Origin of the sequence: Methylomonas sp. ZR1, assembly GCF_013141865.1 — a bacterium.
In the GTDB taxonomy this organism is placed as follows: Bacteria; Pseudomonadota; Gammaproteobacteria; order Methylococcales; family Methylomonadaceae; genus Methylomonas.
On the sequence record NZ_RCST01000001.1, the window covers coordinates 2,221,401 to 2,237,306 of the forward strand.

The 15,906-nt window shown below is 49.9% G+C and carries 14 protein-coding genes and 3 tRNA genes; 2 read left to right on the forward strand and 15 right to left on the reverse strand.

Annotated elements, in window-relative coordinates; translation table 11 throughout:
• Window positions 1-84: 84 nt before the first annotated feature.
• The 4 genes from DDY07_RS10045 to DDY07_RS10060 are packed head-to-tail and all read right to left on the reverse strand — an operon-like array spanning window position 85 to window position 1,750.
• Entirely contained in the window at window positions 85-375 is a 291-nt protein-coding gene (locus DDY07_RS10045; RefSeq protein ID WP_171695792.1) for a GIY-YIG nuclease family protein, read from the reverse strand.
• A gap of 7 nt (window positions 376-382) precedes the next feature.
• The gene (locus DDY07_RS10050; RefSeq protein ID WP_033155201.1) at window positions 383-664 is read right to left on the reverse strand and encodes a hypothetical protein; all 282 of its coding nucleotides are present in this window, start codon (window positions 662-664) and stop codon (window positions 383-385) included.
• 23 nt (window positions 665-687) lie between these two features.
• Window positions 688-1,128: a ribonuclease HI gene (gene rnhA / locus DDY07_RS10055; protein WP_171695793.1), complete on the reverse strand. Its 441-nt coding sequence runs from the start codon at window positions 1,126-1,128 to the stop codon at window positions 688-690.
• Window positions 1,121-1,750: a class I SAM-dependent methyltransferase gene (locus tag DDY07_RS10060; RefSeq protein ID WP_367650868.1), complete on the reverse strand. Its 630-nt coding sequence runs from the start codon at window positions 1,748-1,750 to the stop codon at window positions 1,121-1,123. Before DDY07_RS10060 ends, rnhA begins: the two co-directional genes overlap by 8 nt.
• Before the next feature lie 178 nt (window positions 1,751-1,928).
• Here DDY07_RS10060 and DDY07_RS10065 point away from each other — a divergent pair, with 178 nt between their 5' ends.
• On the forward strand, window positions 1,929-3,527 hold the full coding sequence (locus tag DDY07_RS10065; protein WP_171695795.1) for a LysM peptidoglycan-binding domain-containing protein: 1,599 nt from the start codon (window positions 1,929-1,931) through the stop codon (window positions 3,525-3,527).
• 274 nt (window positions 3,528-3,801) lie between these two features.
• On the opposite strand, the gene DDY07_RS10070 is transcribed toward DDY07_RS10065, so the two are convergent.
• The 5 genes from DDY07_RS10070 to DDY07_RS10090 all read right to left on the reverse strand — a co-directional run bounded on the left by DDY07_RS10070 (window position 3,802) and on the right by DDY07_RS10090 (window position 6,013).
• Window positions 3,802-3,877 (reverse strand) — tRNA-Glu (locus DDY07_RS10070).
• Between the two features lie 65 nt (window positions 3,878-3,942).
• Window positions 3,943-4,018: transfer RNA gene (locus tag DDY07_RS10075), tRNA-Glu, on the reverse strand.
• A gap of 21 nt (window positions 4,019-4,039) precedes the next feature.
• Window positions 4,040-4,115 (reverse strand) — tRNA-Ala (locus DDY07_RS10080).
• Between the two features lie 41 nt (window positions 4,116-4,156).
• Entirely contained in the window at window positions 4,157-5,563 is a 1,407-nt protein-coding gene (gene gltX, locus DDY07_RS10085; RefSeq protein WP_171695796.1) for a glutamate--tRNA ligase, read from the reverse strand.
• Window positions 5,564-5,569: 6 nt separating this feature from the next.
• Window positions 5,570-6,013, reverse strand: coding sequence for a tetratricopeptide repeat protein (locus DDY07_RS10090; protein WP_033155206.1), 444 nt, complete (start codon window positions 6,011-6,013; stop codon window positions 5,570-5,572).
• A 168-nt stretch (window positions 6,014-6,181) separates the two neighbouring features.
• On the opposite strand from DDY07_RS10090, the gene DDY07_RS10095 reads away from it, so the two are divergent.
• Entirely contained in the window at window positions 6,182-7,366 is a 1,185-nt protein-coding gene (locus DDY07_RS10095; protein WP_171695797.1) for an OmpA family protein, read from the forward strand.
• Between the two features lie 188 nt (window positions 7,367-7,554).
• Here DDY07_RS10095 and dnaE read toward each other — a convergent pair whose 3' ends face one another.
• From dnaE to bamA, 6 genes are all read right to left on the reverse strand, one after another.
• Window positions 7,555-11,043: a DNA polymerase III subunit alpha gene (dnaE, locus tag DDY07_RS10100; RefSeq protein WP_171695798.1), complete on the reverse strand. Its 3,489-nt coding sequence runs from the start codon at window positions 11,041-11,043 to the stop codon at window positions 7,555-7,557.
• A 6-nt stretch (window positions 11,044-11,049) separates the two neighbouring features.
• Window positions 11,050-11,640 (reverse strand): ribonuclease HII, encoded by a 591-nt coding sequence (gene rnhB / locus DDY07_RS10105; RefSeq protein WP_171695799.1) that lies wholly within the window; start codon window positions 11,638-11,640, stop codon window positions 11,050-11,052.
• Entirely contained in the window at window positions 11,615-12,385 is a 771-nt protein-coding gene (lpxA, locus tag DDY07_RS10110) for an acyl-ACP--UDP-N-acetylglucosamine O-acyltransferase (RefSeq protein ID WP_033155209.1), read from the reverse strand. Before lpxA ends, rnhB begins: the two co-directional genes overlap by 26 nt.
• Window positions 12,386-12,835: a 3-hydroxyacyl-ACP dehydratase FabZ gene (fabZ, locus tag DDY07_RS10115; protein WP_033155210.1), complete on the reverse strand. Its 450-nt coding sequence runs from the start codon at window positions 12,833-12,835 to the stop codon at window positions 12,386-12,388.
• 105 nt (window positions 12,836-12,940) lie between these two features.
• Window positions 12,941-13,441: an OmpH family outer membrane protein gene (locus DDY07_RS10120; RefSeq protein ID WP_020485707.1), complete on the reverse strand. Its 501-nt coding sequence runs from the start codon at window positions 13,439-13,441 to the stop codon at window positions 12,941-12,943.
• A gap of 83 nt (window positions 13,442-13,524) precedes the next feature.
• The gene (gene bamA / locus DDY07_RS10125) at window positions 13,525-15,822 is read right to left on the reverse strand and encodes an outer membrane protein assembly factor BamA (RefSeq protein WP_051669727.1); all 2,298 of its coding nucleotides are present in this window, start codon (window positions 15,820-15,822) and stop codon (window positions 13,525-13,527) included.
• Window positions 15,823-15,906 lie beyond the last annotated feature (84 nt).

Sequence of the window (15,906 nt, forward strand, 5' to 3'; positions counted from 1 at the left end):
GCTTTAATCACAATGAACAATAGAAATCCCGTCAACTTAGCAGCTTCGCAGAAAGGCTTGACTTGGACAATTACGCATATTCGTTTAGCTTTTTTCCACCTTTATACGAGTAGCGATCTGTTTAAAATCCTCACCCGAAATCAACTTCATCTTTTGAACTCTTGACAACTTTTTTATTACAGACTCTCTTCGACTAGCACTGGCGCGGCTATGACCAACTTCCGTATAAATTAATTCTTTTGGTCGCTTAGCTCTAAAATATTTCGCCCCTCGTCCTTCTATGTGCTGCTTAAAACGTCGCTCAACATCGGTACTAATTCCGGTATACAGACTGCCGTCATCACACTGAATGATATACACCGACCAATTTGACACTGGCGCGCTATTCAGAGTCGGTGGATTTATTCAACCAACTGTTCAACAAAATCGCTACCAGTACGCCAAACCCGATATAGGCATAGCGAACGATGAAGATCAGTGCGGCGCTTTGGCTGTGACTTGCAGCATCTTTGACACTTGGCGTGATAGCCAAAGTCCAGAGTAGCGCCGCCAAAAAATACACCACCACACCCGACACCGCCCATGAGATTGGCGGACGACTTGAGCGTGCCGCCGTGTTGTAAAACCAAATGCCGACTAACGCAGCAGCTATCGAACCTAACATGTATTTTCCTGATTTTAAGTGATTTATCGGCGAGACAAGCGTTCTATTCCCACATTGGCCAACTGATCGGCACGCTCGTTACCGACATCCCCGGCATGTCCCTTCACCCATATCCAATCGATGTTGTGACGCTGGATCGCAGCATCCAAACGTCGCCATAAATCTTCGTTTTTCACAGGTTTATTTGCCGCGGTTTTCCATGCCCGCTTTTTCCAATTAGCCATCCATTCGGTAATACCTTGCAAAACATATTTAGAGTCAGTGTGCAATTTGACGCTACACGGTTTTGTTAGTGTTTCCAGAGCCTGTATTGCGGCCACTAATTCCATCCGGTTATTCGTCGTTTCAGGTTCACCACCGCACAGTTCCTTTTCTTTATTTCGGTATTCCAAGCGCACGCCCCAACCTCCTGGCCCAGGGTTGCCCTTGCATGCACCATCCGTATAAATAATGACTTCAGTCATGGCCCACCTTTCTATGTAAGTTCGATTTCAATCCCAATCCAACCGCAGCCAAATTGCTGCGGCGTTGCTGTGCCGCGGTTAAAGGAATCAATGTATATTGCCTCTTCACCGCTTTAATGCCGTAAGCCATAGCAAACAAAGACGCAAAGCTAAATTCAAATTTACCGTGAGCAATGGTGTAACTGTCTAGCCCAAACTCGGCAGTCGTTAACAATTCGAAATTCATCAGTTTCAACCAATCCAATACCCGTGCTTTGGTAATCAAATGCGCCCGCCAGGATTCCGCAAGCTTCCAGTCCCATAAAAACTGAAAACGTACCGACATACTGAACGGATTGAAATTCAACATGACCAATTCGCCACCCGGTTTTAACACGCGATTGACTTCGCGGAGGGTTTGAAATCGACGCGCATCGAACTCCAAAATGTGCGGAAGTATGACTAAATCCATCGATTCAGTTTGAACAGGCAAGTTGAATGCCTTAGCAGTCACCTTCAACGCACCAGCATCACCCAAGGCCTTGCCGTCCAGAATTAGATAATTCTTATACAAGGAAAAATCGACGAACTCATTTTCCCAACCTAAGCCACCGATCTGGAGTTGTTGTTGTTTACAACTCACCGTTATTGATCTTCGCAGATAGTTGGCCTCCATGGTTTGCAGTAGCTTACCCCTTGGGGTTTGGTACAACGCAAACAGAAATTGTCTCTTCATTTAACCGCCGCTAAGGGTATGTTTTTTTGGCTATTTTAGAAAGCCATGCTAGGATCTAATTTTTTTATTTTAGCGAGTTCAGACAATGCCCCGCTCAATTTCCAAAAAATCAGGCCGTCATCTGTCTTATCTACTACCTATTTTGCTGGCAACCGGTTGTAGCCAACATGCGCAAAAAGACCATCTAAGCCAATCATCAACTAGTAAGTTTTCCGTATTTACCCGGAATGGCAATGCCGGAAAAATCCATAACAAACAGGTAGAAGCAAAAGAGCACGCCACCATCTGGGATAGGATGCTGTCTCTTTACGCCTTACCGGAAATCGATAATGCCAGAATCGACCGCGAAGTAAACTGGTATCTCAGAAACCCTGAATACCTGACCAGAGTACAACAACGCGCCGAGCCTTATTTATACTTCATCCTCAACGAAATCGAAGCGAAAAACATCCCCGGAGAATTGGCCCTGTTACCTGCGGTTGAGAGCGCTTTCAGACCTGACGCAATGTCGCCAGCTCAAGCATCCGGTCTTTGGCAGTTCATTCCACCCACCGGGCGTCTTTACGGGTTGAAGCAGAATAGCTGGTATGACGCGCGACGCGATGTGGTGCAATCGACTCAGGCAGCCACTACCTTTCTGAAAGAACTGAGCGAGACTTTCAATAACGACTGGTTACTGGCGCTTGCTTCATACAACGCCGGCAAAGGCAATATCAAAAACGCCGTAGATAGAAACATCGAACGCGGACAGCCTACCGACTTCTGGTCTCTGGATTTGAACAACGAGACCTCAGCTTACGTACCCAGGCTGCTGGCAATCGCCAAGATCTTTGCCAACCCGGAAAAATATAACGTCAATCTGCATCAATTCGCCAACCAACCTTACTTCGAATTGGTGGATGTAAAGTCGCAGCTCGATTTGGGTAAAGCCGCCGAAATGGCGCAAACCCCACTGGACGACTTCTTAAAGCTCAATCCCGGCTACAACCGCTGGAGCACCGACCCGAACGGTGCGCAACATCTGTTGATTCCGGTAAGCAAAGCCGATTCCTTTAAAGAGAAACTCGCTGAACTGCCACACGAAGAGAGAATCAAGTGGGAACACCACACGGTAGGTAAGAAAGAGACTCTGAAAAGCATAGCCAGCAAACACAGTACCAGTGTAGAAGAGATTATTAATGTCAATCATCTTGACGACGATACCGTTGCCCAAGGCACAATCCTGCTAATTCCAGTGTCTTATCATTCACAGAAAGGCGAACCAACCACATCGGCTGTTGCCGCAGCGTCACAACAATCCACGCCAACCCCCGCCCAATCAAGCAAACAGCAATATACGGTTAAGAAAGGCGATACCTTATGGGATGTCTCGCAACGTTTTTCTGTTGATAAAGATGATATTTTGAGTTGGAATAAATTACCCAAGAAAGCGGCTCTGAAACCCGGTCAAAAACTGACTATCAAGAAAACCAGCAGCAGTATAACCGTGGCATCTACCGCGCCTTCCGTCAAGCAAATCAGCTACACAGTCAAACCCGGCGATACCTTGGCGCAGATCTCCAAAAAATTTAACGTTAACGTCACCGAGCTCCGCAAATGGAATAACGTTCCCAAAAACAAGGCGGACATCAAACCGGGCTCTAAGCTAAAAGTGATGATTGAAGCCAGCCATCCGTCTACCTAAAGCTTCAGACAACAAATACGTAAGTTCAATATGGATCTACGACACTAGATCTATCTCATCGCCGCGAGGGTAAACTTAAATAAGCGATTTAGGTTTACTCTTATGCTTCGCGAGATCAAACCGCCCCAGTAAAGCGATCAGCATAGGAGACACTAGTCGCCACATCACCACAGAAATAGTGATTGGACTTAAAATATTGAATTAAAACAGACGATATAGCAAACTTTGCACAGCATTGTATCCGCTGCGCACGAGCTATAACTTTAAGAATTGATGGCGTCCCCACGGGGGTTCGAACCCCGGTTACCGCCGTGAAAGGGCGGTGTCCTAGGCCACTAGACGATGGGGACTAAGACTATTTTTTCAGAATGACTTCTTCAACAAGAAGTGCCGGTTTAACCGACTTTAGCCAAGTTGGCGTCCCCACGGGGGTTCGAACCCCGGTTACCGCCGTGAAAGGGCGGTGTCCTAGGCCACTAGACGATGGGGACTCAGGACTAAATCAACTACTTTGGTGGAGCCAAGGAGGATCGAACTCCTGACCTCTTGCATGCCATGCAAGCGCTCTCCCAGCTGAGCTATGGCCCCGTAGTTGAGTCCTCGTATTATACGGATTTTCAGAGCTTTGTCTAGGAATTTTCTACATTCTTTATGTATCTGATCGCTCGCTCTATTCTGTGCAAGGTTTTCTCTCTGCCCAATAGCGCTACAGTCAGGTCAATAGCCGGCGATACGCCGCTGCCGCAAACCGCTACACGCAAGGGCTGCGCAACCTTACCCAGATTAAGCTGCAACTGCTCCGCGCTCTCCAATACCACTTGATGAAGGCCTGACGCTTCCCATTCGCCGATAGCGCTAAATTGCACCAGTAAATGTTGCAATACATCGTCCACGCCCGCTTTGAAATTCTTCTTGGCGGCTTTTTCTTCGTAAGCGTCGAATTCCTTATAAAAGTATTCGCTCTCAGCGGCCATATCCACCAGAGTTTTGCATCGCTCGCGCTGCGCTTTAACAACATCCGCCAGCGCCGGGCCGGTGGTCGGATCGATACCACGCTCCCCCATATGCCAAGCCAAATGCCGAGCAACATGTGCCGGATCGCTATTCATGATGTACTGGTGATTCAACCACACCAGCTTCTCGGTATTGAACGTGGACGCGGAAACGTTAACTTTTTCCAACTCGAACAAGGCCACCATTTCTTCCAAGGAAAACAATTCCTGATCACCGTGCGACCAACCCAACCGCACCAGATAGTTCAACAAAGCCTCGGGTAAATACCCGTCATTGCGGTACTGCATCACGCTGACCGCACCGTGGCGTTTGGACAATCTTGCACCGTCGGAACCTAAAATCATCGGCACATGCGCATACACAGGCAATTGCGCACCCAAGGCTTTCAGAATATTAATCTGCCTGGGCGTATTGTTAACATGATCGTCACCCCGTATTACATGAGTAACCCCCATATCCATATCGTCGACTACTACCGTCAGGTTATAGGTCGGCGTACCATCGGAACGGGCAATAATCAGATCATCCAGTTCCTTGTTGGCAACGACGATGCGGCCTTTTACTAAATCGTCGATAATCACTTCGCCCTGCTCCGGGTTCTTAAAGCGCACCACCCGCTCGCCTTGCGGATTGTCAACGCCATGCCGGCACTTGCCGTTGTAACGCGGCTTTTCCTTGTTGGCCATTTGCTGCTCGCGCAAAGCCTCCAACTCTTCGCGACTGCAGTAGCAATAATAGGCATCGCCCTGCGCCAGCAATTGCTGAATGGCTTCTTTGTATCGATCAAAACGATGCGTCTGATAGAACGGCCCCTCATCATATTCCAAGCCTAACCAAGTCATGCCTTCCAGAATGGCATTCACAGACTCCTGGCTGGAACGTTCAAGATCGGTATCCTCGATTCGCAAAATAAATTTGCCACCGTGTTTGCGCGCATACAACCACGAAAACAGAGCGGTTCTGGCACCGCCAACATGTAAATAACCGGTGGGACTGGGGGCAAAGCGGGTTCTAATACTCATCGTCAATTATTTAGTTGTTAAAAATTTCTTGGCATATTCGCCGGGAATGGAGCGAGAGGCGTTTAAACGCATCGCCTGATAATTAAATTGCACGCTGCCTTTCGCTGCATCGTTTCTGCCCAGAATCGCCAGCGAGGTGGCATGTCCTTGTTTAGCGGCTTTTTCGTACCAATCGGTAGCCTTATCTCTGTCGCTATTCACACCCATGCCTCGATCATACATCGCACCCATCACCACCTGAGCATCAAGCAAACCTTGATTCGCCGCCTTTTCCATCCACTCCGCGGCCTTGTGCTCGTCCTTCTCGAAACCCTCTCGGCCCAGTAAATACAGCGATGCCAACTTGGCTTGAGCCTGCGCATTCCCCTGCTCAGCCATTTCTTTCACGCTGTCAGCCTTTACCGCACTGGCAAGTAAAAACATCGCACAGAAAAATAAAATCTTGCCCATTACATTCTCCAAGGAAGCCTAAGGATTAAAAACAAACCGGCATTATTTCACGGCGCCCGGCTAAGATGAACGCACTATTTAAAAATAAGGGATTGATGTTAGACTTAAGACACCAAGGCGGTACGCTAGGCCTTGTCGATGCAGAACAATAACCTGGAGAATCAATACATGAAAAGAAAACTTTTATTCACGGCCACTCTGGCCGGAGCGCTGCTTTCCGGTTGCGCGACGCAGTCGAGCAATAATTTCCAGGCTTTCCAGCCTGAAGACCTTAACGCGCTGGTTAAATCTGGAAAACTGGTACAAAAAACCAACAGTTTTTTCGTGATTAATGATTCGTCTTCATCCATGAGCCGTACCTATGTAAATTCTGCGGATTACAGCGGCACCAAGCTGGATGTCGAAAAAAATCTGCTCAACAAGTTTAACAAATCCATTCCGGTTATGCCGCTGACATCCGGTTTGCGCAGCTTCGGTTTTGGCCCATGCCTGTCTTGGGGCTCAACTTATCTCAACCAAGCCGTGCAAAATTACACTCAGGCCGGTTTCGAAACTGCAATTACCTCTCTACAATGCTCTAGCGGCGGCACCCCACTAGCCACGGCGCTAAGCGAGTCCGGCAAAGACATCACCTCTGCTCCCGGCAATATCGCCTTAATCGTTTTAAGCGACGGTATCGAGGAAGTCTCGCCCCTACCGACTGCCGAAGCGCTTAAATCCCAGTACGGAGACAAGCTATGCATTTACACAGTCTGGGTCGGTAATGACCAAGATGTGGCCGGACAAGCGGTGCTGCAAGACCTAGCCAATGCATCGGGTTGCGGATTCTCGACTACTGCCGAAGCGATCACCAGCGCCAAAGGCATGAGTGATTTCGTTAAAAACGTCTTCTTGAAAGCAGGCACACCCAAAGTGGCCGATTGCTCAACCCAAGACGACGACAAAGACGGCGTAAGCAACTGTGCCGATAAATGCCCTGACACCCCTAAAGGCGCTATCGTCGATAAAGACGGTTGCTGGGCGTTCCGCGGCCTACTGTTCGATTTCGACAAATCCGACGTCAAAGCCAAATACGGCCCGCTGATCCAAAACGCCGTGGAAGTCATGAAAATGAACCCTGGTTTGACCATAGAGATTCAGGGCCACACCGATAGTTACGGTAAAGATGCTTACAACCAAAAGCTTTCCGAGCGCAGAGCCAATGCAGTCAAAGCCGAGCTGATCAAACAAGGTGTGGAAGGCAAACGCCTGACAGCGGTTGGCTTCGGCGAATCCAAACCCGTCGATACCAATGAAACCGACGAGGGCCGTGCCTACAACCGCCGTGTCGAATACAAACGTACCGACCGCTAAACGCTAAGCTTCCAGCTTAACGAAACCAGGGAGGCCCAGGCCTCCCTTTTTTATGTCCAGATCAATCAAATGGGCTCAGCATCGTTCGCGCTTGTTGCGGTCCGTAAACTCAATACACACTCGATGTGTGCATTTAGCCGAACCCCGCCTATCCCCGCTCCCAGAAATACAATGCGTCAAACGCCAGTTCAATATCTGACCAGCACAGTTTCGCTAGACAGCAAGCGCCGCAGGCGGATCAGGAGTTCATCGCTAGGGCGCACGCGCCAGTCGTCGCCCAATTGCAGGATGGCTTTGTTGGCCGCAGTGCGGTACTCGATTTGGATTGGACATTGACCGCCGCAGAATGGCGTCAGTGTGGTCTGTAGATTTGCCAGCCAACCCGGCGGCAGGCCGCCATTGGCCAGGTCTATCGTTAATGTAATGCCGCGGGCATATAATTCGCGCGCTTCTTCCATACTGTAGAGCTTCTCGGCAGTCATCCTAAGACTGTTGGTAAAGTCGTCCATTGCCAATGAACCTTCGGCAATCAGAATCGTGTCTTTGCTGAGCAGGTTACGGTATTTGTCGTATATATTGCTGAAGGCCGCCACTTCCAGCCGGCCGGTACGGTCGTCCAGCGTTGCAAAGCCCATCATCTTGCCTTGCTTGGTTTGCCGGGTACGCATTTCCACGATCAGGCCGGCAACACGCGCTTCCATTTTACCTCTGGACCGGCCGGCATCGACTTCCAGACTGGCGAGCGAGCCGTGGGTGATATGTTTTAATTCCGGCAGATATTCGGCGATGGGATGGCCGGTCAGAAACAGACCCAAAGTCTGCTTTTCCGCTTCCAGCTTTTCTTTTTCGGTCCACGGCTCGACCACGGTGGAATAAGCTTCCGCTTCACCGTCGCTGACTTCCACTTGTACCGCCAAACCGAATAGATCGTTTTGACCGGCCAACGCCATTTTTCCGTGTTGTTCGGCCACTCGCAAGGCGGTAGTCAATTCAGCGAGATGCGCCGCACGATTTGGATCGATAGTATCCAGCGCTCCGGCTCTGATCAATGCTTCCAGGACCCGGCGATTGACCTTGCGCAAATCGACACGCTTGCACAGATCGTACAAGCCCGCAAACGCGCCGTTGGCAGCCCGTTCCTTTAATAAATCTTCAATCGCATTTTCGCCGACACCCTTGATCGCGCCGATACCATAAACAATCTGACCCTGGTCGTTTACCGTAAAACGAAAGTCGGAAACATTAATGTCCGGCGGGCAAATCTCCAGCTTCATCTCCCGGCATTCGTCGATCAAAACCACCACTTTGTCGGTGTTATCCATATCCGACGACATCACCGCCGCCATGAACGCGGCCGGATAATGCGCCTTCAACCAGGCGGTCTGATACGCAACCAAAGCGTAAGCCGCTGAATGCGATTTGTTGAAACCGTAGCCGGCAAACTTCTCCATCAGGTCGAAAACATAAGTCGCGATCGCGGCATCGATCTGGTTCGCTACCGCGCCCGACATGAATTTTTCCCGCTCCTTGGCCATTTCCTCCGGTTTTTTCTTACCCATCGCCCGCCGCAACATATCGGCGCCACCCAAGGTGTAACTGGCCAATTCCCGGGCAATCTGCATCACCTGCTCCTGATACAGAATAACGCCATTGGTGGGTTTTAAAATCGGTTCCAGCAAGGGATGCGCATATTCAGCCTTGGCGCCGTGCTTAACGTTGATGTAGTCGTCTACCATGCCCGATTCCAAGGGGCCCGGACGGAATAATGCCACCAGCGCGATAATGTCGTCGAAGCAATCGGGCTTTAGTTTTTTGATCAACTCCTTCATGCCACGCGACTCGAGCTGAAACACCGCGGTAGTCTGGGCATTTTTTAATAATTCATAGCTGGGCATGTCGTCGCGCGGAATCTGGCTTATATCCACCGGCTCTTCACCGCGTTGCACGCGCTGGCGATTGATGGTTTGCAGCGCCCAATCAATGATCGTCAAGGTTCGCAAACCCAGGAAGTCGAATTTAACCAAGCCTACCGCTTCGACATCGTCCTTATCAAACTGCGTGACCAGATTGCCGCCGCCCTGCTCGCAATACAAAGGGCTGAAATCGGTGAGTTTGGTCGGCGAAATCACCACACCACCGGCGTGTTTACCGGCATTCCGGGAGATGCCTTCCAGCGAACGCGCCATATCGATCAGCGCTTTGACCTCTTCCTCGGTGTCGTACAACGCCTTCAATTCCGCGCTGTCTTGCAAGGCCTTATCCAGTGTCATGCCGATCTCAAAGGGAATCAATTTTGCCAGCCTGTCCACAAAACCGTAGGCGTGACCCATCACCCGCCCCACGTCGCGAATCACCGCCTTGGCCGCCATCGAGCCGTAGGTAATAATCTGCGATACATGATCGCGGCCATAGTGACGGGCCACGTAATCGATGACCTCATCGCGGCGTTCCATGCAAAAGTCGATATCAAAGTCGGGCATCGATACCCGCTCCGGGTTCAAGAACCGTTCAAACAGCAAATCAAATTCGATGGGATCAAGGTCGGTAATCTTCAACGCATACGCCACCAAAGAACCTGCACCGGAACCCCGCCCCGGCCCTACCGGTATCGCATTGTTCTTGGCCCACTGGATAAAGTCGGCAACAATCATGAAATAGCCGGGAAAACCCATTTGGGTGATCACGTTCAGCTCAACTTCCAATCTTTCGTCATAGACTTTGCGGTTTTCCGCGAAGCTGCCCTTGCCTACCGGCGGGTATTGAACGAGTCGTTCTTCCAGGCCCTGGCGCGAAGCATGCTTGAAATAGTCGTCCAGAGTCATGCCTTCAGGCACCGGGAAATCGGGCAAATAGTTTTCGCCCAGGGTCAATTCGACATTGCAGCGTTTGGCAATTTCCACACTATTGGCCAAGGCCTCCGGAATATCGGCAAACAATTCGGCCATTTCCTCGGCGGTACGCAAATATTGCTGGGCGGTATAATTTTTCGGCCGGCGGCTATCGTCCAGCACCCGGCCCTGATGGATACAGACCCTCACTTCATGCGCATCGAAGTCGTTTTTACCGATAAAGCGCACATCGTTGGTGGCGACGACCGGCAATTCCAGTTCGGAAGCCAAATCCGCCGCGAGTTTAATGTAACGCTCCTCGTCCGTTTTACCGACCCGCTGCAATTCCAGGTAAAAACTGTTTGGAAACAAATCCCGCCAATATTCGGCACAGCGTTTGGCTTGCTCGGCATTTTCCGCCAGCAAAGCTTGGCCGACGTCACCATCCATCGCTCCCGATAACACGATCAAACCCTCATGATTCTCGGCAATCCAGTCTTTGTGCAGCATCGGTATCCCTTGGTGCTGCCCTTCCTGGTAGCCTCTGGAAATCAGCTCGGTCAACGTCACATAGCCTTTTTGATTGCGGGCCAACATAGTCAGGCGAAACGGCGAGGCCGGCTCGTCAGGATTGAAAATCAGCGCATCGGCGCCGATCAAGGGTTTGATGCCGGCACCCTGCGCCGCTTTATAGAATTTAACCAGCGAGAACAAATTGCTTTGTTCGGTAATCGCGGCCGCCGGCATTTGATACTCAGCCAGTTTCTTCACCAAGGGCTTGATTCTGACGATACCGTCAACCAGGGAGAACTCAGTATGAATACGAAGATGAACAAAACTCGGCGTCATGGCTGTTTAAACAAGATACTTTTTAACAGGAGCAAACGATTTTCGATGCTGCGGGCTAATCCCAAGCTGTTGTAAAGCTGCTAAATGCTGCTGGGTAGGATAGCCTTTGTGGATAGCAAAAGCATAACCGGGATACAGCCTATCCAGCGTCTGCATTTCCTCATCGCGGGCGACTTTGGCTAGGATCGAGGCGGCGGAAATTTCCGCAACCAGCAAATCGCCTTGTACGATAGCTTCGCCCGGTATATCCACTACCGGTAGCCGATTGCCGTCCACCTTGACCGCATCCGGGCGATATTCGAGTTGTGATACCGCCCGTTGCATCGCCACCATCGTCGCTTGCAGAATGTTGATAGTATCAATTTCGCTAGCTTCAGCCCGGGCAACGGCCCAACACAAGGCATTGCTCTTGATCTGCTCGGCCAGCAGCTTGCGTTTCTTTTCGGTAAGTTTTTTGGAATCTGTTAAACCCGCGATGGGTCTGAGTGGATCGAGAATTACCGCAGCGGCGACCACCGGCCCGACTATGCAGCCGCGGCCAACTTCGTCGATACCGGCTATGCGTGGGGGGTTATCGGAGGATACCGCGTGTGACATTACGTAGAAAGCTGACCATATTGGAAAGTTCGTTACTTTCGCCGGCCATATCTTCCATTTCTTCGATGGCGTCTTCCAGACGCAGATTGTTTTTATAGAGGATCTTATAGGCTTTGCGAATCTGCCGAATCACTTCCGGCGGCACGCCGTTACGCTCCATACCCACCGAATTGATCCCGTGCGGGCGAGTGGGCCTGCCACCGACCATCACATATGGCGGAATGTCTTGAGTGATTGCGCTACCCATCGCCGAAAAACTGTATTCGCCGATTTTGGTAAATTGATGCACCAAGGTAAAACCGCCCAAAATAGCATGATCACCCAAATGCACATGCCCGGCAATCGAGGCGCCATTCGCCATGATCACATGATCGCCAATTTCGCAATCGTGCGCCACGTGGGTGTAAGCCATGAACAAATTATCGCTGCCGATCAACGTCAATCCTCGATCTTGCTGCGTGCCACGGTGCATCGTACAAAATTCGCGTATTACATTGCGGTCGCCGATTTCCAGACGGGTGATTTCATCGGCGTACTTTTTATCTTGCGGGTCTTCGCCTATCGAGGTGAATTGGTAGATCGTATTATCCTTGCCGATGGCGGTAGGACCTTTAATCACCACATGCGGCCCAATCTCGGTACCTGAATCTATCTGCACATCCGGGCCAATAACCGAGAACGGCCCGACTTTAACGTCGTCCGCCAATTCGGCATTGATATGCACAACCGCTCTGGGATCTATCATTTATGCCTCTGCGGCCACGGCCGCACACATGATTTGCGCACTCGCGGCAAGTTCACCATCTACTTCCGCACGGCAATCGAAGGACCAGAGGTGACGCTTGTGTTTGATGTAAGTCACTTCCAGACGCAATTGGTCACCGGGAACAACTTGCTTTTTGAAGCGGGCGTTATCGATGCCCGCCAAGTAATAAATCGTGCCTTTGCCCAATTGATCGTTGCTTTGCGACGTCAGTAGCGCAGTAGCTTGCGCTAGGGCTTCCATGATCAACACACCAGGCATGATAGGCTGACTCGGAAAATGGCCTTGAAAAAACGGCTCGTTAAAGGTCACGTTTTTCACAGCCAGCAAACGCACGCCCGGCTCGCAGTCAAGCACCCTGTCTACCAGCAAGAAAGGATAGCGATGTGGCAAGAGTTCCTGAATTTGTAAAATATCGAGTGTGCCGGCCATGAGTATTCTGTGCGAAATGAGGGGAAGCGGGAAGTTCGCTTAGACCAGGAACTCCCCAACTTAAGTGCTGCATGCTCCCTCAATCAGGAAGCATCGGGGAAAATCTTATTGCGACAAGTTTTCCAGTTTTTGCTGAACGCGGCTGGTAACATCAATTTGATCGTTGGCGTAAATAACACCGTCGGTCAGCAACAGATCAAAAGACTCTTCTTTGGCTAACGCTCTTACTGCTTCTACGATGCGTTTTTGCAGATTGCCCAACTCTTCGTTTCTACGCATGTTGAAATCTTCGCTGAACTCTTGTTGTGCACGAGCCGCGTCGCGTTTTTTGTCCAGAATGTCTTTTTCGATTCTATGACGCTCTTCTTCGCCCATTACCGCAGTGTCTCGGCCCAACTTTTCTTCCAGCGATTTAATCTCTTTTTGCTGAGAAACCAGCGCTTTGTCTCTTGGTGAAAATTCAGTTTCCAAGCGCGTTTTTGCTTTGGCGGCTTGTGGCGCTTTTTCCAAAACCTTCGCCACATTGACAAAACCGATTTTCAGCTCTGCGTGACTCACGCCAGCAAAAATCATCAGCATTAGAAACAAAGAAATTCTATTTTTCATGGTCAAAACCATCTCCGGTTAATTTTTTTGAGTTTAAGACAGAACGCAAAAGCGATTATAGGGCAAAACAGGCTCAAACTAAACTAAAATCCCGAGCCGAAGGTGAACTGGAAGGCTTGAGTTCTGTCGGTACTCTCCGAATTCAGGGGCTGGGCAACACTCACTGCCAAGGCCCCAAACGGCGACAACCATTCCCCAGACAAGCCCACCGAATAACGGAAATACTTGCGCAAATCGCCGGTACTAAGTCCGGGCGCCAGCGTGCCGGCGTCAACAAATGAGCCAATTCTCACCGATTTCATATCGCTTAAGAACGGCACAGGGAAAAACAGCTCGGCCTTGCCAATCAGCTTTGTGGAGCCCCCGATGGGTCGATTGTAGGTATTGGCGGTATTGATTTCGTTTTGGTCAATGACACCCAAGGTATTTTGCATAAAACCGCGAACGTCACCGGTACCACCGGCAAAATAGTTTTCAAAAAACGGCAAGCCGGAACTACCACCGTAGCTACCGCCATGCGCCACCTCACCTAACAAGCGGAAGGTAAAGTCGTTGGACAAGGGAAAATAATGCTGATGTTTATAGCCGACTTTGAAATATTCCAAATCACTACCGGGTACGGTTATCAATCCGGACAGTCTTTGCTGACCACCGCTATGAGCGAAGGTGGCTCTATCTAAGGTATCGTGAGTCCAACCGACGGAAGTTGACAGCGTATCAAAGCTTTTCGACCGGATTGCAGAAATGTCGTCGCCCTTTTTAAACCCTAGGAATTTTAGAATCGTGTCCGAAGACAAGGTGGTGTTTTCGATCTCGGTGCGCTTTAGATCAATATCAAAACCGATTCTGTCGAACTCGTTCAACGGGATACCAAAGTTGATACCGGCGTTTGTAATGGTTGTATTGTAAGCCGCCAAGTTAGCCGCGTAGGCATTTCGAGAGGTGTAACCCAGGTTGTAGCCCATCGCCACGCCATCCAGCGTGTAATAAGGATCTGAAAAGCCCAGGTTGTAACGTGTCAAAATACTACTGTTGTTGAACGCGAAATCCACCCGCTTACCGGTACCGAAGATATTGTCTTGCGACACGTTGGCGTTAAAGATAATTCCTTGCACCTGGGAGTAACCGACACCGGCCTGCAAGTTACCGGAGGCTTTCTCCTTGATCGTGTAATTAACGTCGATCTGATCGGCCGAACCGACCACAGGCGGCGTTTCCACACCCACTTCCTCAAAATAACCCAATCTATCCAGACGGGTCTTGGTCCGTTCAATCTTGCTGCTGGCCGCCCAACTGGACTCCATTTGCCGGGCTTCCCGGCGAATCACTTCGTCACGGGTCTTGGTGTTACCTTTGACGTTGATGCGCCGCACATACACACGCTTGCCAGGATCAACAAAAAAGGTCATCGCCACGGTCTTTTGCTGCTCGTTAATCTCCGGCACCATATTCACGTTGGCAAAGGTATAGCCTTCGTCACCCAGGCGATCCGAAATGGATTTGGAGGTTTCCGTGGCGTTTTTCCGGGAGAATATCTCACCCGGTCCGACTTTAACCAACTTGATCAACTCTTCAGGCGGCACGATCAATTCACCGGACAATTTGACCTTTTCCAAGGTGTACACGTCGCCTTCCTTGACGTTGATGGTGATGTAAATTTCCTTCTTATCGGCCGTAATATCAACCTGAGTGGATTCAATGGAGAAATTGATATAACCGCGATCAAGATAAAATGAACGCAGCTTTTCCAAATCAGCAGACAGCTTTTGTTTGGAATATTGGTCGTCTTTGGAATAAAAAGACAGGAAGTTGGTGGTGCTTAATTCAAACTCTTTCCGCAACACATCGTTAGCAAAGGATTTGCTGCCGACGATATTGATTTGCTTGATCTTGGCAACCCGGCCCTCGGAAATATCGATATGAATGCCGACCCGGTTGCGCGTCAATTCCGAAACTTCGGTTTTAATTTTCAGGCCGTATTTACCATGGCTGAAATATTGTCGGCGTAGCTCTTGTTCGACCTTGTCCAGGATTTGCTTGTTGTAAACCTTGCCTTCCGCCAAGCCGATTTTTTTCAAGGCTTCGGTTAAATCTTCCTTTTTAATGTCTTTGTTGCCTTCGATAACCACTTTCGCTACCGAAGGCCGCTCGACCACATTCACCACCAGCGTGCCGCCATCGCGTTCCAGCGATATATCCTTGAAAAATCCGGTATTGAATAAAGCCCTGATCGCCGCGGCTTGCTTGTCTTCGGAAAAGGTTTCGCCAACATTAACCGGCAAATAGTTGTAGACGGTACCGGCGGAAATTCTTTGTAAGCCCTTGACCTGAATATCCTCAACTACAAAGCTGCTTGCATGAGCGGCCTTGCCGGACAGCATACTCAGCAACAGTATTTGTAATAGTGGGTTTTTCTTCACGCAGTCAACCATGGAAAATGAACAGGCGCGATTGTAACACGCTGT

Excerpts from the sequence above, each read along its gene's own strand:
- DDY07_RS10050 (WP_033155201.1), bottom strand. The coding sequence starts at position 664 with ATGTTAGGTTCGATAGCTGCTGCGTTAGTCGGCATTTGGTTTTACAAC.
- rnhA (WP_171695793.1), bottom strand. The coding sequence starts at position 1,128 with ATGACTGAAGTCATTATTTATACGGATGGTGCATGCAAGGGCAACCCT.
- DDY07_RS10065 (WP_171695795.1), top strand. The coding sequence starts at position 1,929 with ATGCCCCGCTCAATTTCCAAAAAATCAGGCCGTCATCTGTCTTATCTA.
- gltX (WP_171695796.1), bottom strand. The coding sequence starts at position 5,563 with ATGAGTATTAGAACCCGCTTTGCCCCCAGTCCCACCGGTTATTTACAT.
- DDY07_RS10090 (WP_033155206.1), bottom strand. The coding sequence starts at position 6,013 with ATGGGCAAGATTTTATTTTTCTGTGCGATGTTTTTACTTGCCAGTGCG.
- DDY07_RS10095 (WP_171695797.1), top strand. The coding sequence starts at position 6,182 with ATGAAAAGAAAACTTTTATTCACGGCCACTCTGGCCGGAGCGCTGCTT.
- dnaE (WP_171695798.1), bottom strand. The coding sequence starts at position 11,043 with ATGACGCCGAGTTTTGTTCATCTTCGTATTCATACTGAGTTCTCCCTG.
- rnhB (WP_171695799.1), bottom strand. The coding sequence starts at position 11,640 with ATGTCACACGCGGTATCCTCCGATAACCCCCCACGCATAGCCGGTATC.
- lpxA (WP_033155209.1), bottom strand. The coding sequence starts at position 12,385 with ATGATAGATCCCAGAGCGGTTGTGCATATCAATGCCGAATTGGCGGAC.
- fabZ (WP_033155210.1), bottom strand. The coding sequence starts at position 12,835 with ATGGCCGGCACACTCGATATTTTACAAATTCAGGAACTCTTGCCACAT.
- DDY07_RS10120 (WP_020485707.1), bottom strand. The coding sequence starts at position 13,441 with ATGAAAAATAGAATTTCTTTGTTTCTAATGCTGATGATTTTTGCTGGC.
- bamA (WP_051669727.1), bottom strand. The coding sequence starts at position 15,822 with ATGCTGTCCGGCAAGGCCGCTCATGCAAGCAGCTTTGTAGTTGAGGAT.